Annotated in this window: 18 protein-coding genes; 9 read left to right on the top strand and 9 right to left on the bottom strand. The window is 70.1% G+C overall.

The features are described 5' to 3' along the window. Positions 1–4 precede the first annotated feature (4 nt). Positions 5–1,159, top strand: a complete 1,155-nt coding sequence (locus tag DEJ17_RS09345) for a low temperature requirement protein A (protein WP_181421121.1) — start codon at positions 5–7, stop codon at positions 1,157–1,159. Between the two features lie 75 nt (positions 1,160–1,234). On the opposite strand, the gene DEJ17_RS09350 is transcribed toward DEJ17_RS09345, so the two are convergent. After that, positions 1,235–3,064 carry a BCCT family transporter gene (locus tag DEJ17_RS09350; protein ID WP_258366742.1) on the bottom strand — a complete coding sequence of 610 codons (1,830 nt, stop codon included), beginning with the start codon at positions 3,062–3,064 and terminating at the stop codon, positions 1,235–1,237. A gap of 326 nt (positions 3,065–3,390) precedes the next feature. Here DEJ17_RS09350 and DEJ17_RS09355 point away from each other — a divergent pair, with 326 nt between their 5' ends. From DEJ17_RS09355 to DEJ17_RS09370, 4 genes are read left to right on the top strand one after another with little or no spacing between them, the layout of a single operon-like run. Beyond that, on the top strand, positions 3,391–4,662 hold the full coding sequence (locus DEJ17_RS09355) for an ABC transporter substrate-binding protein (RefSeq protein WP_110893266.1): 1,272 nt from the start codon (positions 3,391–3,393) through the stop codon (positions 4,660–4,662). Positions 4,663–4,687: 25 nt separating this feature from the next. After that, the gene (locus tag DEJ17_RS09360; RefSeq protein ID WP_110893268.1) at positions 4,688–5,659 is read left to right on the top strand and encodes a carbohydrate ABC transporter permease; all 972 of its coding nucleotides are present in this window, start codon (positions 4,688–4,690) and stop codon (positions 5,657–5,659) included. After that, positions 5,656–6,567, top strand: coding sequence for a carbohydrate ABC transporter permease (locus DEJ17_RS09365; RefSeq protein ID WP_110893270.1), 912 nt, complete (start codon positions 5,656–5,658; stop codon positions 6,565–6,567). The genes DEJ17_RS09360 and DEJ17_RS09365 overlap by 4 nt, the downstream gene beginning before the upstream one ends. A gap of 10 nt (positions 6,568–6,577) precedes the next feature. Next, positions 6,578–9,049 (top strand): TIM-barrel domain-containing protein, encoded by a 2,472-nt coding sequence (locus DEJ17_RS09370; RefSeq protein WP_110893272.1) that lies wholly within the window; start codon positions 6,578–6,580, stop codon positions 9,047–9,049. Between the two features lie 123 nt (positions 9,050–9,172). Here DEJ17_RS09370 and DEJ17_RS09375 read toward each other — a convergent pair whose 3' ends face one another. From DEJ17_RS09375 to DEJ17_RS09390, 4 genes are all read right to left on the bottom strand, one after another. After that, a complete protein-coding gene (locus DEJ17_RS09375; RefSeq protein ID WP_110893274.1) occupies positions 9,173–10,219 on the bottom strand; it encodes a LacI family DNA-binding transcriptional regulator in 1,047 nt (348 codons plus the stop codon). 89 nt (positions 10,220–10,308) lie between these two features. Then, positions 10,309–11,022, bottom strand: a complete 714-nt coding sequence (locus tag DEJ17_RS09380) for a GAF and ANTAR domain-containing protein (RefSeq protein WP_110893276.1) — start codon at positions 11,020–11,022, stop codon at positions 10,309–10,311. After that, positions 11,019–11,732 (bottom strand): GAF and ANTAR domain-containing protein, encoded by a 714-nt coding sequence (locus DEJ17_RS09385; protein WP_110893279.1) that lies wholly within the window; start codon positions 11,730–11,732, stop codon positions 11,019–11,021. Before DEJ17_RS09385 ends, DEJ17_RS09380 begins: the two co-directional genes overlap by 4 nt. Then, positions 11,725–12,513, bottom strand: coding sequence for a helix-turn-helix transcriptional regulator (locus tag DEJ17_RS09390; protein WP_110893281.1), 789 nt, complete (start codon positions 12,511–12,513; stop codon positions 11,725–11,727). Before DEJ17_RS09390 ends, DEJ17_RS09385 begins: the two co-directional genes overlap by 8 nt. Positions 12,514–12,705: 192 nt before the next feature. On the opposite strand from DEJ17_RS09390, the gene DEJ17_RS09395 reads away from it, so the two are divergent. The 4 genes from DEJ17_RS09395 to DEJ17_RS09410 all read left to right on the top strand — a co-directional run bounded on the left by DEJ17_RS09395 (position 12,706) and on the right by DEJ17_RS09410 (position 15,551). After that, a complete protein-coding gene (locus tag DEJ17_RS09395; protein ID WP_146239677.1) occupies positions 12,706–13,044 on the top strand; it encodes a hypothetical protein in 339 nt (112 codons plus the stop codon). Further along, a complete protein-coding gene (locus tag DEJ17_RS09400) occupies positions 13,038–14,081 on the top strand; it encodes an AraC family transcriptional regulator (protein ID WP_110893284.1) in 1,044 nt (347 codons plus the stop codon). Before DEJ17_RS09395 ends, DEJ17_RS09400 begins: the two co-directional genes overlap by 7 nt. A 134-nt stretch (positions 14,082–14,215) precedes the next feature. Further along, the gene (locus DEJ17_RS09405; protein ID WP_110893286.1) at positions 14,216–15,325 is read left to right on the top strand and encodes an acyl-CoA desaturase; all 1,110 of its coding nucleotides are present in this window, start codon (positions 14,216–14,218) and stop codon (positions 15,323–15,325) included. A gap of 16 nt (positions 15,326–15,341) precedes the next feature. Further along, entirely contained in the window at positions 15,342–15,551 is a 210-nt protein-coding gene (locus DEJ17_RS09410; protein ID WP_110859381.1) for a cold-shock protein, read from the top strand. A gap of 257 nt (positions 15,552–15,808) precedes the next feature. Here DEJ17_RS09410 and DEJ17_RS09415 read toward each other — a convergent pair whose 3' ends face one another. The 4 genes from DEJ17_RS09415 to DEJ17_RS09430 all read right to left on the bottom strand — a co-directional run bounded on the left by DEJ17_RS09415 (position 15,809) and on the right by DEJ17_RS09430 (position 19,100). Then, positions 15,809–16,228: a hypothetical protein gene (locus DEJ17_RS09415; RefSeq protein WP_146239678.1), complete on the bottom strand. Its 420-nt coding sequence runs from the start codon at positions 16,226–16,228 to the stop codon at positions 15,809–15,811. Positions 16,229–16,552: 324 nt separating this feature from the next. After that, on the bottom strand, positions 16,553–17,062 hold the full coding sequence (locus tag DEJ17_RS09420; RefSeq protein ID WP_146239679.1) for a hypothetical protein: 510 nt from the start codon (positions 17,060–17,062) through the stop codon (positions 16,553–16,555). Continuing rightward, a complete protein-coding gene (locus DEJ17_RS09425; protein WP_110893293.1) occupies positions 17,059–18,816 on the bottom strand; it encodes a hypothetical protein in 1,758 nt (585 codons plus the stop codon). Before DEJ17_RS09425 ends, DEJ17_RS09420 begins: the two co-directional genes overlap by 4 nt. Next, complete coding sequence (locus DEJ17_RS09430; RefSeq protein WP_110893295.1) at positions 18,816–19,100, bottom strand: hypothetical protein; 285 nt, start codon at positions 19,098–19,100, stop codon at positions 18,816–18,818. The genes DEJ17_RS09425 and DEJ17_RS09430 overlap by 1 nt, the downstream gene beginning before the upstream one ends. Between the last annotated feature and the right edge of the window lie 268 nt (positions 19,101–19,368).

Consider the following 19,368-nt stretch of genomic DNA (forward strand, 5'->3'; position numbering starts at 1 on the left):
GGAGATGACGACCATCGGACTGCGCCGGATGGTGCCGCGCGACCCCGACCAACGACACCGGGCGGCGAGCCCCCTGGAGCTGCTCTTCGACCTGGTGTTCGTCGTCGCGGTGGGCTTCGCGGCGACGAACCTGCACGAGATCGAGCTCGAGGGACACGTCACCTCCGCCGTGCTGGCCTACGGGCTGGTGTTCTTCTCGATCTGGTGGGCCTGGATGAACTTCACGTGGTTCGCCACGTCGTTCGACACCGACGACTGGCTCTACCGGGTGATGACCTTCGTGCAGATGGCCGGGGTGCTCGTCCTCGCCGCCGGGGTGCACGCGGCCATGGTCGAGAACGACTTCACGATCGGCATCATCGGCTACGTCGTCATGCGGCTGGCCCTGGTCGGCCAGTGGATCCGCGCCGCCGCGTCCTCCACCCGCTACCGCCGGACCGCCACCCTGCACGCCGTCGGCATCACGGTCGTGCAGCTGCTCTGGGTGCTCTCCCTGGCCCTGCCCGACGACGTCTGGTCGTACGCCGCACCGTTCCTCGTGCTCGCCGAGCTGTCCGTGCCGATCTGGGCGCAGACCTCGACGGGGACGGCCCCGTGGCACACCCGGCACCTGGCCGAGCGGTTCTCCCTGTTCACCCTCATCGTCCTGGGCGAGGGGCTCGTCGCCTCGGCCGGCGCGGTGATCGATGCCCTCTCGCACACCGAGCACCTCGGAGCCCTGCTGGCGCTCGCGGGCTGCGGGCTCGTGATCACCGTCGGCATGTGGTGGATCTACTTCTCACGCGAGCAGCACGCGCACATCCGCTCGCTGCCCACCGCGCTCGTGTTCGGCTACGGCCACTACTTCGTCTTCGCCGCCGCCGGTGCCCTGCCGGCCGGCATCGAGGTCGCGGTCAGCGCCGACGCCGGACACGTCGAGCTGTCCTCCGCCTCGGTCGCCGCGACCGTCGCGGTGCCGGTCGCGGTGTTCGTGCTGTCGATCTGGGCGCTCGCGATCCGGCCGTCGCTGTCGGCGCGGGCCAACGCCGTCGTGGTGGTCCTGGTGCTCGTGGTCCTCGCGTCGATCCCGGTGCCGGCGGTCTCCCTGCCGGTCACGGCGCTCGCCGTGGTGGCGGTCGTCGTGACCCTCGAGGTCGCGTCCGCACGGACCGACACCTGACGGACGACGGACGGGAGGCACGGTGCCAGCTGGCACCGTGCCTCCCGTCGGTCAGGTGGTCGCGTCGACGACCCGTCAGCGCTCCGGCTGCTCCGTCGCGGGCCCGTCGTCCGCTGCCGGGCACGCGTCGAGGCTCGGGTCGACCGCCGGGTCAGCCGAGACCGACTCGGTCCGCGCCGGGAAGTCGTCGAGCGCTCCGGCTCCGAGCGTGGGGGCTGCCGTTCCGCGGCCGCCGCGCACCCGGTTCTTCACCGCAGCCCACGGACGACCGAGGCCGGACCGTGCCGGACGCTCGGTCGGCGCCTCGACCTCGAGGCCGTAGTAGGCGCCGACGTGCTCGAGCAGGACCTCGCGCTCGGCCTTGTCGTAGGCGCGGCGCTCGCGCGTGAAGGCGATGATCGTCGACCAGCAGGTCAGGATCAGGACGACGCTGAACGGCAACGCGGTCGTGATCGCCGCGGTCTTCAGGGCGTTCAGTCCACCGCTGAGCAGCAGGGCGACGGCGAGCAGCGCAGCGACACCGGCGAAGAAGACCCGCAGCCAGTTCTTCGGCTCGATGTCACCGCCCGACGCGATCATCGCCATCACGAGCGAACCGGAGTCCGACGAGGTCACGAAGAACACGCCGATGAGCAGGATCGCGCCGTAGGTCAGGACCATGCCGGCGGGCAGGTCGCCGAGGACCGCGAACAGCGACCCCTCGATGTCGACCGAGCCGTCCGAGCCGATCAGGCCGCCCGAGCCGTCGGTCTGGCGGTGGATCGCGGTGCCGCCCAGGACGGCGAACCACAGGAACGTGAGCGCAGTCGGCACCAGGAGGACGCCGAACACGAACTGGCGGACGGTGCGGCCCTTGGAGATGCGGGCGATGAAGACACCGACGAAGGGCGCCCACGACATCCACCAGCCCCAGTAGAAGGTGGTCCAGGCGCCCTGCCAGGCTTCGCCCTCGGCGCCCTGCTGCGCGGTGACGTTGAACGACAGGCCGACGATGTTCTGCAGGTAGGAGCCGATCGACTGCACGAAGTCGCGGAGCAGGAACTGCGTCGGCCCGACGATGAGCACGAACAGCAGCAGTGCCGCGGCGAGCAGCAGGTTGAAGTTCGACAGGATCTTCATGCCCTTGGTCACGCCGGTGACGAGCGAGACGATCGTGACGGCGGTGATCACCGCGATGATGGCGATCTGGCTGACGATGCTGCTGTCGGCGATGCCCGCGCTCTCGAGTCCGGCGCCGATCTGGATGACCCCGAGGCCGAGCGAGGTCGCGACGCCGAACAGCGTGCCGACCAGGGCGATCACGTCGATCAGGTTGCCCCAGCCGCCGCGCACGCGGTTGCCCAGCAACGGTTCGAGGGCCCAGCGGATCGACACCGGGCGACCCCGGCGGTGGATCGCGTACGCCAGGGCGAGGCCGAGGACGACGTAGATCGCCCACGCGTGCAGGCCCCAGTGCAGGAACGTCTGCGTGAGGGCCTGCTGCGCGAGCTCCTTCTCGTTGCCGGTGACGCCGGGGCGCGGGGAGGCGAAGTGGCTGAGGGGCTCGGACACGCCGTAGAAGACGAGGCCGATGCCCATGCCGGCGGCGAAGAGCAGTGCGAACCACGACCCGGTCGAGAACTCGGGCTCGTCCTGGTCCTTGCCGAGCTTGATGTCACCGAAGCGGCTGAAGCCGACGAACAGCGAGAAGCCGACGAAGAACGCGGCGATCAGCACGTAGTACCAGCTGAAGTTCTTGACGATGCCGTCCTGCAGACCGAGGAACAGCGCCTCGGCGGTGGAGGGTGAGATCAGGGTGAAGGCCACGAACCCCAGCACGATGACGGCGGCGGGCCAGAACACCCACCGCCGCAACTGCGGTGTCGTGGTCACGGGTCCGGGCAGGGGAGGAGTGGTGCTTGCCATGCAGTCCATGGTGCCTGCTCGCGTTCCTGTGCGTTCGCCCAGGCGTGTCGTGGCCGACGATGCGCTCCGCGCCGTGTCCGTCCCAGCGCGCCGCGTGCTCGTGCACCAGGCGGCGACTCGCGGCCGTGGACACGCGCTTCGGCGGACGGGAGGCGCGGGGCGGGATGGCACTGTGCCTCCCGTCCATGGGGCGCACCGACCACTGCCACATGCGATTACAACGTTGACGTGCGCTTTACAGCGCTGTAAACAGGAGCCTGCGCGACGATGCGCAACGAGGGAGAGACCCGATGGTGGGAAGCAGGACCGCAACACTCCAGGCCGCGGTGAGCCGGCGGGGGTTCCTCGCGGGCGCGGCCGGTGGCATCGCACTCGGCACGATGGCGCTCGCCGGGTGCGCGACCCCGGGGCGTGCCGCCGGTGGTGTCACGACGCTCCGCTTCTACGAGCAGAAGCAGGAGGTGATCGCCTACTTCGACAAGCTGCTGCGGAAGTTCGAAGGGGAGCACGCCGGCATGTCGGTCGTGCACGACAGCACGGCGGCCATCGCCCCGCAGTTCGTGCGCGGCGAACCGGCCGACGTCGGGTGCTTCAACGACAACCTCGAGCTCGCCCGGTACATCTCGCGAGGCGTGCTCAGCGACCTCAGCGACCTGCCGTCGGCAGCGCGGGTCCGACCGGACATCGACACCCTGACGAACCAGTACGCGAAGTTCGAGGACCGCACGAGCGTGCTGCCGTACTCGCTCGCGGCGGCCGGGGTGATCTACAACAAGCGGATCTTCGCCGAGCACGACCTGCCGGTCCCGACGACGTGGGACGAGTTCGTCGAGGTCTGCCGGACGCTGCAGAAGGCCGGCATCACGCCGATCTACGCCACCGACCGGGACACCTGGACGCTCTGGCAGGGCCTGTTCGACTACTCGGTGGGCAGCCTCGTCGACACCGGCTCGTTCTTCCGCAAGATGAAGGCCCTCGGCGCCGACGTCGGTCCCGACTCCGAGGTGTCGTTCGAGAAGGACTTCGCGGTGCCGATGGAGCGCGCGAAGACCATCTCGTCGTTCTTCAACCGCGACCACGCCACCCGGGCCTACGCCGACGGCAACCTGGCGTTCGGCAAGGGCGAGGCCGCGATGTACCTGCAGGGCCCGTGGGCGCTCGGGCAGATCGCGCTCATCGACGAGAAGCTGCCCGTCGGCACCTTCGCCCTGCCGGTGTCGAACGACCCGGCCGACCGCAAGGCCCGGGTCAACATCGACCTCGGGCTCTGGATCCCCACGGCGTCCGAGCACCCGGAACAGGCGAAGGAGCTCGTCGAGTTCCTCATGCAGCCCGAGGTCATCGACGCCTACAACCGCGACAACCTGGCGTACTCGCCCCGCATCGACGCACCGCCGCAGCAGGACGAGCGCCTCGCCGGCCTGCAGCAGTACGTCGACGACGCGGCGTTCTACCAGGGCGCCGGCACCTTCATCCCCACGTCGATCCCGCTCGGCAACTACCTGCAGTCGGCGATCCGGAGCGGGGACTTCACCTCGATGCTGCAGCGGCTCGACTCGGACTGGCGGCGGCTCGCCGGCCGTTCCGCGACGGTCTGAGCCGGACCAGGACACAGGAGCCACCATGACCATGCAGACCCCGCTCTCCCGCGACACCGACCCGGAGACCTCCGGACCGGCGACCGACGCCGCCCGCACGCACCGACGTGTGGGCGCGCGCGGTGTCGGTTCACTCAGCCGCACCGAGGGCATGTACTACCTGTTCCTCGTGCCGGCCCTCGTGCTGTTCACGGCGTTCGTCGTCGCCCCCGCCTGCGTCGGCGTCTTCTACAGCTTCACCGACTACCTCGGGTTCGGGCAGTGGGACTTCATCGGCATCGAGAACTACAAGGCGCTCGTCTCCGACCCGGCGATCCTGGCGTCGTACGGCTTCACGCTCGGCTTCGCGGCCGTCACCGTCGTCGTCACGCAGGTCGTCGCGCTGTCCCTGGCGATCGCCCTGGCGAAGAAGATCCGGTTCGCCGCCGGGTTGCGGTCGGTGTTCGTCATCCCGATGGTGATCTCCGGGATCATCGTCGCCTACGTGTTCAACTTCCTGTTCTCGAACACCGTGCCGGCCCTGGCCACGAGCGTCGGTTTCGGCCCGCTCGAGCAGAGCGTCCTCGGCGACCCGAACCTCGCCTGGCTCGCGATCGTGATCGTGTCCGCCTGGCAGACCGTGCCCGGCGCGCTCCTCATCTACACGGCGGGTCTGACGTCCATCCCCGAGGAGCTGTACGAGGCCAGCGCGCTCGACGGCGCGACCGGCTGGAAGCAGCTGCGCTCGATCACGCTCCCGCTGCTCGGTGGCTTCATCGTCATCAACACCGTGCTCGGCGTGAAGGGCTACCTCGGCGCCTACGACGTGATCGTCGGTCTGACCAACGGCGGCCCCGGCAGCGCGACGAGCAGCGTCGCGATGACCATCTTCGGCGGCTTCACCGGCGGCGACTACGCCTACCAGATGGCGAACGCGACCGTGTTCTTCATCATCACCGTCCTCATCTCCGTGCTGCAGCTCGCGGCGACCCGCGGAAGGAACCTGCGACTCGCATGACCGCCATCGACACACGACCCCCGACCGACACCCGCGCCGTGACCACCGGCGGCGCCGGTGGTTCCGGCCGCGGCCACCGCCGACGACTGGGCGGTACGAACTGGACCCTGACCGTGGTCCTCGGCCTCGCGTCGCTGACCGTGCTCATCCCGCTGTACGTGACCCTCTCGATGGCGTTCAAGACGACCGAGCAGTCCGTCGACGGCAACGCGCTCTCGCTGCCGTTCCCGTTCAACCCGGGCTCCTTCGCCGAGGCGTGGCAGCTGACCCGGTTCCCGGTGTCCTTCTCGGTGTCCCTCGGCGTCGCGGCGCTCACCGTCGTCGCCACGCTGCTGCTCAGCTCGTTCGCCTCGTACGCGATCGTCCGGAACTGGCACAAGCGGTTCTTCCGCTACTCGTTCGTCTACCTGCTCGCGGCGATGTTCCTGCCGTTCCCGGTGGTGGCGCTGCCGCAGATCAAGCTGACCGCCGAGATCGGCCTCGACAACCCGATCGGCGTCGGGATCCTGCACGCCATGTTCCAACTGTCGTTCAGCGTGCTGCTCTACTCGGCGTACCTGCGGTCGATCCCGGTGGAGCTGGAGGAGAGCGCCCGCATCGACGGGGCATCCACGTGGCAGATCTTCTGGCGGATCATCTTGCCGCTCCTCGGCCCGATGAACGCGACGGTCGGCATCTTCGCCTTCCTGGCATCGTGGAACGACTTCATGATGCCGTCGCTCATCACGGCGGATCCGGGGTTGCAGACCCTGCCCGTGGTGCAGAACATCTTCCAGAGTCAGTTCGGCACCAACTACAACGTCGCCTTCGCCTCGTACCTGATGGCGATGGCGCCCACGATCATCGTCTACCTGTTCGCGCAGCGCTGGGTCATCAGCGGCGTGACGCAGGGCGCGGTCAAGAGCTGAGAGGCACCACGTGAGCAGCACCACCGGCACCAGCACCACCGGCACCACCAGCGCCGTCCTTCCCACCATCCGTCCGTTCCCCGGTTCGGACCCGGTCGCCGACCCCGCAGCCGTCGTCACCGGCGACCACTGGCGCATCACCGTGCTCGACGCCGGGGCGTTCCGCATCGAGTGGAGCGACGACGGCGGGTTCGAGGACCGGGCGTCGACCTTCGCGATGCGCCGCCGCCTGCCCGTGCCGGCGTTCACCGTGGAGCGGACGGCCGCCGCCGACGGCACCGGCACCGGCACCACCGCCAGCGTCGTCGTCACCACCGACCGCGCCCGACTGCGCTACGACGGCCGCCCGTTCAGCCCGAGCGGCCTGGTCGTCGAGACCACCGGCCCGGACGCCAACCGCTGGCGCTGGGGGCAGGAGCCGCGCGACCTCGGCGGCACCGGCCGCACCCTCGACGACGTCGACGGCCGGATGCCGCTCGAACCGGGGATCCTGGCCCGCGACGGCATCACCGCGCTCGACGACAGCGAGTCGTTCCTGTTCGCCGACGACGGCTGGATCGGCACGCGGGTCCCCGGGCGCCGCGACGTCACGGTCTTCGCGTACGGCCGCGACTACGACGCCGCGCTGCGCACCTACCACGCGGTCTCCGGGCCGCCGTCGCGGATGCCGCGGTGGGCACTCGGCAACTGGTGGAGCCGGTACCACCCGTACAGCGACACCTCGTACCTCGAGCTGCTGGACCGCTTCACCGACGAACACCTGCCGTTCTCGGTCGCCGTCATCGACATGGACTGGCACCGGGTGGACTCGGTCCCGCCGCGCTTCGGCAACGGCTGGACGGGGTACTCGTGGGAGCCGTCGCTGTTCCCGGACCCGCGTGCGTTCCTCGCCGAACTGCACCGCCGGGGGATGCGCACGACGCTGAACCTGCACCCGGCCGACGGCGTGCGGGCGTTCGAGGACGCCTACCCCGCGGTGGCGCGCGCGATGGGGGTCGACCCGGAGACCGAGCAGCCGATCCCGTTCGACCCGACGGACCGCCGGTTCCTGCAGGCGTACTTCGAACAGCTGCACCGCCCGCTCGAGGAGCAGGGCGTTGACTTCTGGTGGATCGACTGGCAGCAGGGCCGCGAGACCGGGCTGCCCGGGGTCGACCCGCTGTGGCTGCTCAACCACTTCCACCTGCTCGACTCGGCGCGACACACCGCGTCAGGCGCAGGCGCAGACGCAGACGAAGCTGCAGCCCCGGTCGACGGCATGACCTTCTCGCGCTACGCCGGCCCCGGCAGCCACCGCTACGCCGTCGGGTTCTCCGGCGATGCCGTCGTGTCGTGGGCGTCCCTGGCGTTCCAGCCCGAGTTCACCGCCACCGCCGCGAACATCGGCTACCCCTGGTGGAGCCACGACATCGGCGGCCACACCCGCGGCGTCCGCGACGACGAGCTCGCCACCCGCTGGGTGCAGTTCGGGGTGTTCTCGCCGATCATGCGTCTGCACTCGGCGAACAACCCGTTCATCCGCAAGGAGCCGTGGGTGTTCCCGGCCGAGGCGCGCGCCGCGATGGGCGAGGCGCTCCGCTTCCGCCACCGCCTGGTGCCGTACCTGCACACGATGAACCACGGCACCGCCGAGGGAACCGCGCTGGTCCGGCCGCTCTACCACCTGGAGCCGCGCCGCGACGAGGCGTACCGGGTGCCGAACACCTACGCGTTCGGCTCGGAGCTGCTCGTCGCCCCGATCGTCGCACCCCGCGACCCGGTCAGCCGGCACGGGGTCGCCCGGGCCTGGTTGCCGCCGGGCACCTGGACCGACGTCTTCACCGGCACGGTGTACGCGGGCGACCGGTTCGTCGACCTGCACCGCACGCTCGACACGGTGCCGGTCCTGCTGCGCGCCGGCGGGATCCTGCCGCTCGCCGCGGCCGACCAGCTCGACGCCACCGTCAACCCGACGGCGTTCGAGGTCCTCGTCGCCCCGGGTGCCCCGGGTGCCTTCACCCTGGTCGAGGACCACGAGGGCGAGGGCAGCCGCACCGCCCGGACACGTCTCAGCTGGGACCCCGAGCACGCCGAGTTCCGGGTGCACGCCACCACCGGAGCCCTCGACGTCGTCCCCGCCCACCGCGAGTGGCGGATCACGTTCCTCGCCGCACCTGCCGACGGCCAGGAGCCGTCGGCGCGTTCGGCCGACCGGTTCTCGGTCGACCTGTCGGTCGACTCCGCGTCGGGTGGCTCGGTCACGCTGGTCGGCGCACCGGTCGTCGGTGTCGACGCGCGGGACGCCGTCCGGCGGGTCCTCGAGGGCGCGCAGGCCGGCAATCCGGAGAAGCTCGAGGCGTGGGAGGTCGTGGCGAAGGACCTGCCGCGTGCGGACCGCATCGTCGAGCTCGGCACGGTGGGCCTGCCGGACGCCCTGCGGGACGTCGTCGTCGAGCTGCTCGCCAGCGTGCACCCGGGGGAGTCGACTCCAGCAGGCCGCTGACGGCAGGTGACGTGGGAGGTGCGGGCTGGAGGCCCGTGGCCGGGCCCGACACGTGCCCTGGGACCGGCCACACTGCGGACTGGAGGCTCGTGGCCGGGCGCGCGCCGGGCCTCCTGTCCGTCGTCAGGCGCCCTGGTGCGCCGCCCGGTCGGACGTGCCGTCCGCGTACGGCGCGCTCTCGCCGACGAGCAGGCGGTGGCCGACCGTGACGAGCCGACCGGGCACCTCGGAGCCGTCCATCCGCTCGACCAGCAGGTCGAGCGCGGTGCCGGCGATGGCGACCGTGTCGGGTGCGACGGAGGTCAGGCTCGGCACCAGGCTCGACCCGAGGCCGACGGCGTCCCAGCCGACGACCGCGACGTCGCGGGGTGCGTCCAGGCCGCGCAGGCGCATCGCGCGGAGCGCCCCGAGCGCCGCCAGGTCGTCGCGGCAGAGCAGCCCGTCGACCTGCAGGCCGGCGTCGAGCGCGGCACCGAAGGCGACCTCGGCACCGGCGGCGTCGCCGACCTCGCGGGGCACCAGCAGTGCGTCGTCGAGTGGCAGGCCCGCGGCGACGAGTCCGGCGCGGTAGCCGTCCAGGCGCAGGCCGGACGTGCGCGAGGACGGCCCGGTCTCGTGCCCGAAGAACCCGATGCGCCGACGACCGAGCGCGACGAGGTGCGCGACGGCCTCGTCGGCAGCGCCGGCGTTGTCGATGACGACCTGGTCGGCGTGCGGCGGCCGGACGTCCTCGCCGAGGAACACCACGGCGGTGTCCCCGCGGATCCGGTCGATCGTCTCGGGCGTGAGCACCTGGGGGTGGATCACGACCCCGTCGACCACTCCGGCCTCGCGCCCACGCACCGCGGAGCGCTCGCCGTCCGGGTCGCCGGCGGTCTCCTCGAGCAGGAGCTGGTAGCCGCGGTCGGCGCAGACCCGCGAGAAGACGTGAGCGAGCTCGGCGAAGTAGGGGCGACGCAGGTCGGGGAACGCGAAGGCGAGCATGTTCGACCGCCCGGTCGCGAGTGACCGGCCCGACACGTTCGGCCGGTAGCCGAGCTCGTCGATCGCGGCCTGTACCCGGCTGCGCATGGGGTCGCTGACGTGCTGGTAGCCGCGGACGACGTTGGACACCGTCTTCATCGAGACGCCGGCGTGCGCGGCGACGTCCTGCAGCGTGACCTTGCCCATCCGCTCACCGTAGCGGGCGGAGCGTCACCGGACCCGGCGGACCGGCCGGGCCGTGCTCGGTCGTGCTCGCGGTTGCTCGGTCGTGGTCGTCAGGGGACGAGCCGGCGCTGCACGATCGCGCGGGCGACCTCGGAGAGCGCTTCGTGGTGCTCGAGCGCGTACCCGCGGATCACGGCGAAGGCGTCCTCGATCGAGACGCCCCGCAGGTACGACACGACACCCTTGGCCTGCTCGATGACCTCGCGTGATCCGATGGTGCGCTGCAACTGTGCGCGGACGACCTCGTGCTCGCGCAGGGAACGCTCGTGCAGGATGCCGATCGTCGCCACGTCGGCCAGGGCCCGGGCGACGCGCAGGTCCGACTCCCCGAGGGAACCGGGGCGGACACCGAACAGGTTGAGTGTGCCGATGACGTTGCTCCCCAGCCGCAGCGGGACGGCGTGCACCGACCGGAACCCGAGCGCGAGCGCACCCGTGCGGAACATCGCCCACTCCGCCGGTGCCGCCTCGATGTCCGGGCACGTCACGGCCCGTCCGGTCGCGAACGAGGTCATGCAGGGGCCGGCCTCGGCGTCGAGCTGCAGGACCTCGACGAGCCGGGTGGCCTCGGACGTCGACGCCACGACCTCGAGCTCCTGGTCGTCGTTCGCCAGCAGGATGCCCGCGGCGTCGATGCCGAGCACGTCGGCGCAGGTCTCGACCAGGGTCTGCAGGAGCTCCACGACGTCGTACGCGTCCACCAGGGTGTCGGCGAGCGATGTGAACGTCTCGAGGATCTGTGCTTCTCTGCCTGCCGTCGTCACTGGACCTCCTCGATCAGGTCGCCTCGTTTCTCGAACCGGACCGTGCCGTCCAGAATCTGCTCCGCCACCCGCCGCATCGTCCTCCGACGGGCGAACGCGTGGCCCTGCAGCAGCAGGTAGGCGTCCTCGGGGCTGATGTCGAGCTGCGCGAGCACGACCCCGGTGGCCTGGTGCACCACGCGACGCGACGTGGGACTCCGGTCGAGCAGGGCGTCGTCCTCGTCCGCGATCGAGCGGAGGGCCCTGCGGAGGACCCGGCGGCTGACGGCGGAGGCGAGGGTCATGGCCTGCCGCACCGTGTGGTCCTCGATCGTGGCGGGCCGCGGCACGTACACGTCGACCGCGCCGAGCGGGAACGGGCCGAACGCGACCGGGAACGCGAAGACCGCACCGACCGGTTCGCTCCGGACGGCCTCGTTGAAAGCAGGCCACTCGGCGTTCGGATGACGGACGACGTCGGTCTCCAGGACCGGGACGTCCTTCGACAGGGCGGTCCAGCACGGTCCCTCGGACAGGTCGAACTGGATCTCGTCGACGCGGGCGGCGACCTGGTCCGTCGCCGAGACGGTCTCGCTGGGGCAGAGTTCACCGAACGTCGAGATCGAGACGCCGCCCATCGGCAGCGCGAGTGCAAACGGCCGACTGAGTTCGTCGTCGGCGATGTCCGCCGACCGGAGCGCACGGAGTGCACGCTCGAATGCGTCATCCATGGTCGCCTTCCCTGCCGTGATCCGATCCTACGCGCTGTCCCGTTCCGGACGATCCGGACGGCGCAGGCGCGCTGGACGGCGGTCCTGCGCGCCAAGCCGGCAGTTCGACCGGCGGGTACGACCCCTGCTCGTCCTGCACACGGAGCATCGCGTCCAGGGCGACCAAGCTCACGCCGGACGTCTCACGCACGACCGCCCGCACCGCGTTGCCGAGCAGGAACGCCATCAGGTCCTCGCTCCCGCCGTCGGGCCGGTAGTCGCGCCACGGGCCGGACCCCGCTCGCTGCAGGGCCCCGGTGAGCACGGCCTTCGGGTCGTCGACGTCGACCTCGCAATCGAGCACCAGGCGGAAGCGCCGCTGGTTCCGGTCCGACAGGCTCGGTGCGCCGTCCTCGTCCTCCTCCGGAACGAAGGAGCGCAACGCCGACGAGGGCGCGATCCCGTAGGCCGCACGGAAGGCCGCGGCCATCCGCCCCGCGTTGCTGAACTGCCATCGCTCGGCGATCTCGGCGATGGTCTGCCGGTCCGGTGCGCCGGAAGCCGCCTGCAGATCTCGCCGCACCCCCTCGAGTCGGACCGCCCGGAGGAAGGTCCCCGGGGTCTGCCCGATCTCGGCCTGGAACCGTTTCTGCAGGCTCCGCGGCGACAACTGCACGGCCGCGGCGACGTCCGTGACCGTGATGTGGGTCGACGCGTGCTCGTGGACGAACCGGAGGGCGTCGCGTACCGCACGGGAGAGCCGGGGCGGGACGTCCTGGGTCGCACTGCTCCCGTCGGTCATGAGCCGACCGTACGGGAACCGTCGATGGTGCGCTCCCAGGACCCGATCGAGGCCGATCGAGGCCGTGGATGATCCACCCTGTTCGGCCCGAAGTCAACCCCTGACATTGCGGGAAGTGTCCTGTTGATACTGAAAGTGTCTCGTGTGCCGCTGTTCTGGCGGTGCGCCACATCGAACCGACAGGGAGGCGCGATGGGACACCGACAGGGCTCCACGACCACGACCAGGATGACCGACGCCGTCGTCTGGCAGCAGGTCATCCACACCGATCGGATCCGGGCGCTCGCCGCCACGGACCCGACCGACATCCGGGTGCAGCCGGTCGACTCCGGGTGCTGGCGGGTCGTCGACGCCGCGGCCGCGTGGGGCGACCCGGACATGCTCCTCGGCTTCATCGAGCGCACGGTCGACGGCTTCGACTGCACGCTCATGGCGGCGCTGCACGAGCACGACCGACGGGCCACCCTGCAGGACGCTCGCGCTTGGTTCGAGCACCGCTGCGGACAGCACCTCGACGAGGCACCGTGCTGACCGCGGTCCACGGGACCGACGCGGCCCGGACCGTCACCGCGCGGATCGACGCTCAGCGACGTCGCACCGAACGCTCCGGCACCGACCGGACCTTCGCCGCACGCGTGCTCGCCCAGGCCGGGCAGGGCCGCGACGTGCGCTTCGACCTCGAGGACGACGCCTTCCGGCTGCCGTTCCGGTTCCGCTACCGGACCCGCCGGGACGGCTGCGTGAGCCTCGTCACGGGTTCGGCCACCTCCGGCTTCGCCGGGGTGTTCGAGCCGATCGACCGCATCGTCGTCGGGTGGTCGAGCACCGGTGGTGTCCGCGTCGCCGTCGAGGGCGGGGTCGTCCTCGAGACCAGGCCCGGCACGCCCGTCCTGATGCCGACGTCCGGGGAGTTCTCCGTCCGTGTTCCGAAGGGGACACTGCAGCTGGTGAGCATCGACCGGTCGCTCCTCGACCAGGTGTGTTCGTCGCTGGGAGCAGCAGCGCCCGAACTGCCGACCCGGGGTGCCGAGCCCTCCGCGGGGGCCCTCGAACACCTGCGCCGGTGCGTCGAGCAGGTGGCGGTCACCGCGACGCGGGACGGCTTCAGCTCCGGTGCCCGGAACGGTGCGCAGGTCGCACTGGTCGAGGCAGTGCTCGGCGCGTTCGGTGCGCGGACGCCGGTGGTCCTCCGTCGCACGGTCTCGCCGTCGACGGTCGAACTCGCCGAGGCCTACCTGGACGGACACTGTGATCGGACGTTGTGCCTCGCTGACATCTGCGACGCCGTGGGTGTGAGTCCCCGGACCCTGCAGACGGCGTTCATGCGGGAGCACGGCGTCTCGCCGATGACGTTCCTGCTGCGGATGCGGCTCGACCGGGTGCACGCGGCGTTGGAGTCCAGCAGCCGACAGGAGACGAGTGTGAGCGAAGCGGCGATGGCCTGGGGCTTCCGACACCTGGGGCGCTTCTCGGGCACGTACTTCCGGCGGTTCGGGGAGTACCCGGGGCAGACGTTGCGCGCATCGTCCGGGTCGTGCGCGGACGGTCCGGAGCGCCACGCGGGCTGAACCGGTGTGTCGCGCAACGTGTTCCGGACACCACGGTGAACACGCAAGTTCGGCCCCTAGGGTCGCCACAAGCGCACTCGCGTGAACTCCCTCGAACCGGTTGAAGGACCGATCCGTACCGGAAGGCGGTCCACATGACCACCACTCCGCTCGCTCAGGGTTACACCCGCACTCGTCCCGCTACGGGTGCCCGCAAGGGCACCTCGACCTACTCCGCGCTGCTGGCGCAGGTGAAGGAGAACGGCCTGCTCCGCCGTCGTACCGGTTTCTACTGGGCACTGTTCGGCGCACTCGTCGGCAGCCTCGCCCTCGCCTGGGTCGCGTTCGCGTTCCTCGGTGACTCGTGGTTCCAGCTGATCGTGGCCGGCGCGCTGGGCGTGCTGTTCACGCAGTTCGCGTTCCTGTCGCACGAGGCCGCGCACCGTCAGGTGTTCGAGTCCCAGAAGTGGAACGACCGCGCGGGCCGCTGGCTCGGCACGTTCCTCGTGGGGCTCAGCTACTCGTGGTGGATGAACAAGCACACCCGCCACCACGGCAACCCGAACACCGTCGGCAAGGACCCGGACATCGCCCCCGACGGCATCCGGTTCCTGCCGGAGGACGCCGCCGCCGTCAAGGGTGGCGCGATGAAGACCTTCATGCGCTTCCAGGGGTGGCTGTTCTTCCCCCTCCTGACGCTCGAGGGCCTGAACCTGCACCGCTACGCAGTGATGTCGATCGTCACCGGCAACGGCACCAAGGCCGACAAGAAGCACCGCCTCATCGAGGGCGCCCTGCTCGTGGCGCGTTTCGCGATCTACCTGACGGTCGTGTTCTGGTTCCTGCCGTTCGGCATGGCGTGCGCGTTCCTCGGTGTGCAGCTCGCCGTGTTCGGCGTGATGATGGGCGCCTCGTTCGCCCCGAACCACAAGGGCATGCCGACCATCGCGCACGACGCGAAGGTCGACTTCTTCTCCCGCCAGGTGCGTACCTCGCGCAACATCCGTGGCGGCTGGTGGGTGTCGTTCCTGATGGGCGGCCTGAACTACCAGGTCGAGCACCACCTGTTCCCGTCGATGCCGCGCCCGGCACTGAAGCAGGCCCGCCTGCTCGTCCGTGACCACTGCGACACCCTCGACGTGCCCTACACCGAGACCACGCTGCTGCGGTCCTACGGCATCGTCGTCCGGTACCTCAACCGCGTCGGCCTCGCCGCCCGCGACCCCTTCGCGTGCCCGATGGTCGCGCAGCTGCGCATCCACTGACACCGTGCTGACCGCCATGCCCACGGGCACCGTCAAGTGGTTCGACCACAGCAAGGGGTACGGCTTCATCCACCCTGATGACGGGTCCCAGGACCTGTTCGCGCACTTCTCCAGCATCGTCGCGGCGACCGGCTCCAGGCCGCTCGCGCAGGACGACCACGTGCAGTACGAGATCGGGCCAGGCAAGAAGGGCCCGCAGGCGGACAACATCTCGATCATCCGCTGATCGGCACCACCACGAGCAACGCCCCGACCGATCCGGTCGGGGCGTTGCTCGTTGCTCGTTGCGCGGCGTGGCCACGGCAGGCCGAGTCTCGCCCTGCCGGACAGACCGCGGGTCCCGGCATCCGCAACCTGTCCGCGGAGCTGAGTCTCGGCAGGGCGCACCCGACCGGCACCACGGCCGTTGTGCTGGTCCATGAGGTTCCCGAATCGGGAGGAGCCCCGGCCCCGCACACCACCTGGAACGAGGCGGGCGTTCACTCAGTCGTCGTTCAACGAACCCGGGAAACACTGCGAGAACGACGACAACCGGACCTTCTTGGTGTCGTTGTAGATCGTGATGAGGTACTGGTCGTCGTTCGTCCCGATGAGCGTCAGTCGCTTCGCGCCCTCGTCGGTCATGTCAGTGGCGGCCGTGTACCCGTCGTCCCGCACAGCGGCGGTGATCGCGTCGTAGGTCTCATCGACGTCCACTGGGCGCGCCAGGGTGATGGCGGCGCCGCCCGCTGCCGAGACAGCGGTGTCCGAGCAGGCCAGCAGCGTCCGTTCGATCGTGCGGCTGCTGGCGACCGCGTCGTCAGGGATCGCACCGATCATCCGGTCCTGGACCTCCGTCGTGCGTCGTTCAGCAGTTGTCCGGGACACCGAGGCGGTTGCGCCCGGCTCGGGTTGTTCCTTCATCGATGGTCCTCCAGCGCAGGCAGTGATGAACAGTGCGAACGTCGTCACGAGACCCGCGACGAACCAAGCGGAGCGGGTGGTCACTCGAAGATCTCCTCGGCGAATTGGTCGAGGACGGCATGATTGCCCTCGATGCGTGCGACCTTGTCCGTCTCGTCCATGGTCTTGGGGCCTGGTTCTGCGACCAGCGACAGCTCACGCCCCTCGGACCCCGTGAGGTGCCGCTCAACCCGGAACGAGCTGAGCGTTCACTTGCTCAGATCGACACAGGCCTCGTCAAGACCTGCGGTCCCGGCACCACGGTCCTCCAGCGCATCGGTGTGCTCAACGGTCGGACAAGGAGCCCGGATAGCAGGGCGAGAACGAGGCGATCCGGACGGTCAGCGACTCGTTGTCGACAGTGATCAGGTATCGCTCGCCCGTGCCGCGGCTGAGCGCGAGCCGTTCGAGGCCTTTGCCGGTCCGGTCCGTCTCAGCAGTGAACGAGGGGTCCGTTGAGAACTCGGACCGTATCTTCCCGTACGCGGGATCCACTGCTTCTGACTCCGTCAGCCGCAGGGTGACGCCGCCGGCAGACTGCACCTCTGAGTCAGAACATGCGAGCAGTACCCACTTCCGACTCGTATCAGACGAGACCTTTTCGGAGTCGAACGTTTCGGCGATCTTTCGTTGCACCGCACCCGTGCGCTCCTCGGCCGCAGCGCGGGCCTCCGCTTGATCGGAATCCGATGAGGTCGTCGGTGTTGCCGTCATGGGTTGTCCTCCAGCGCATGCGGTCAGTGCAAGGGCGATGATCGCCCCGATGGCGGATGATATGGCCGGGTGTCTGGTCACGGGAAGATCTCCTCCACGAGGTCGTCGAGGACGTCCTGGTTTCCTTCGATCCGAGCAATCTTGTTGTGCTGGTCCATGAGGTTCCCGAAATCGTACGGGTTCACGTCCTCGGGCGGTGGCCCGTAGTACTCGCCGTGGCCGAACGCAGGGTTCCGGCGAGGATTGTTCCCGTCCCACACCCCGCCCGTCGCTTGGCCGACCTGCAGGATGTCGACGTAGGAGTAGTCCGTGTAGGTGGTCAGTGGGTCGGGCTGCCACGTCTCAGGCATCCCGGCTCCGGAAAGCGACGCGACCTGGTCGTACTGCGTGCCGAGGGTCTCAGAGGTTGCGATGTTCGCCAGGCCCCAGCTGTGCCCGATGGCCGTCGTCTGCGCGTCCGTCAGGTTGGGGTCCACGTCGAGCCCGGCCGACAACTGCCGGAGTCGTTCTGCGGGAGCGAGAGCGAAGTCGGGGTCGTTGGCTTCCGCGACCCCAGCGGGGCCCGCGGTCTCCTCGCCAGGGAAGACGCCGTCCTTCGCGACGAAGACGACCGTGTCGTCGGGGGAGTACCCCTGGAGGTATTCGGGCACCTGTTGCACGCTGCCGTTGTAGAAGGACTCGACATTGCTGAAGGTCCCCGGCACGTACGTGATCACGTGCTCCGTGTCCGGCGACGGCGTGCCGATCATCTCGATGATCCGATGGTCCTCCGGGTCGTACAGGTACAGCTGGGTCTTCGGCGGCTCGGCCGTGACGCGGAGCAGGTACTTCTCCTCGAGCGCCAGCCGGTCGATCTCGTCCTTGGTCGACTTGTCGGTCCGACCCGAGAGTGCCTCTGACCAGGCCAGCGCCAGCCGGAGCGTCTGGAGTCGAGACTGGACGGCCGAGAGGCGGGTCCCCGCGAGGTTCTTGTTCGCCGCGACGCGCGCCGCGGGCGGGAGGCCGTTCAATCCGCCGAGCACCGACGGCACTGCCGCGATGAGCGCTTGCTGCTCGGGGGACAGGGTTGCGTCGTCGCCGCTCCCGAGCGACTGCCACCACGCGCGCACCGCGCCGGGGTCGGCCTGCTGGATGGTCTCGACGACTTCGGGGTGGGCCTTCACGAACGCTGCTGCCTCGTCGGCGCTCATGCCCTGGAGCAGGGCGAGCAGCGTCAACGGGGTCGCACTCGCGATGTCGGACCCACTCAGCTTCTGGGGGAGTCCGTTCGCCAGGCGGGCCGAGAGCGCGTCGATGCAACGCCGGTCGGCCGCACGACGCTGCTCGACGAGCGCGTCCCACTCCATGTCGAGGGACCGGGTCGCCGCGACTGCGTGGGACAGCTGGTCGTCGGCCCGGTTCGCGGTGGACTGCAGTGCAGCGCCCGCCTCCGGTGTCGTGGCGGCGTCCTTCGCAGCCGAGCGTGCTTCGTCGCGAGCCGTCTCGGATGCAGTCTGGGCGGACGCGAGAGTCGCTGCGGCCGCAGCCCGGGCGTTCTCGAGCCGCTGTTGCTCCTGCTGCACCGCCTCGAGGTCCATCGCGTACCGCTCCAGAGCGGACGCCTGCTCGACGAGCGCAGTCCGGAGCTTCATCGTGTCCGCGCCGAAGTCGCCGATGTTCGACAGGAACGGTTCCTTCGCGCGTCCCTTCCAGTCGGCGCTCTGGCCGTCGCTCGCGATGTCACGCAGGGCCCGCTCGACGTCCTGCAGGCCATCAGCTTTGGTGCGTCGCGCAGTCGCCAGCGCCGCGACGGCCGCGGTGTCGCCAGCTCCGGGGTCGGTGGTCGTCCAGGACATCAGCGACCGCCAGACTGGCCCGCGAGGTCATCCTCGACCGCGGAGATCTTGGTTGCCACCTCGCGCGGGTACTGCGCGATGGCGCTGAGCGACTGCGCGAGGACCTCAGCGCGGTCGGTGATGGCGGTGCCCGCCGTCCCCAGCGCGTCTGCGACCTCGGCAGACCCGAGTGCGTCCTCTCGCGGGTCGCTGAAGGCCCGGTCGAGCCGGACCGCCTGCGGTACCGGCATCAAGGCGTTCGTCAGCGCATCGAGCGTCGTCTCGACGACCTGCAGATCCCCCATCGGTCACCCCTCCCGTGGCCTGCCACGACCCTAGCAGCGTCCTCCCGCACGCGGTCGGGCCGTGGAAGCGCCGACGAGACGGACGGGAGGCGCGGTGCGGTCTGGCACCGCGCCTCCGGTCCGTCGTTCCTCACGTCCACCGCAACCGACGCGAGTCGGCCCGGGCCGCGCTGCTGCGTGGTCCGGGCCGACTGTGGTGGTGCGGGGTGTTACTTGATCTGTGCGGTGATGGTGGCGGTGCCGACGAGGAGGCCGCGCTTGACGGCGT

The organism is Curtobacterium sp. MCSS17_011, from assembly GCF_003224275.1.
GTDB lineage: Bacteria > Actinomycetota > Actinomycetes > Actinomycetales > Microbacteriaceae > Curtobacterium.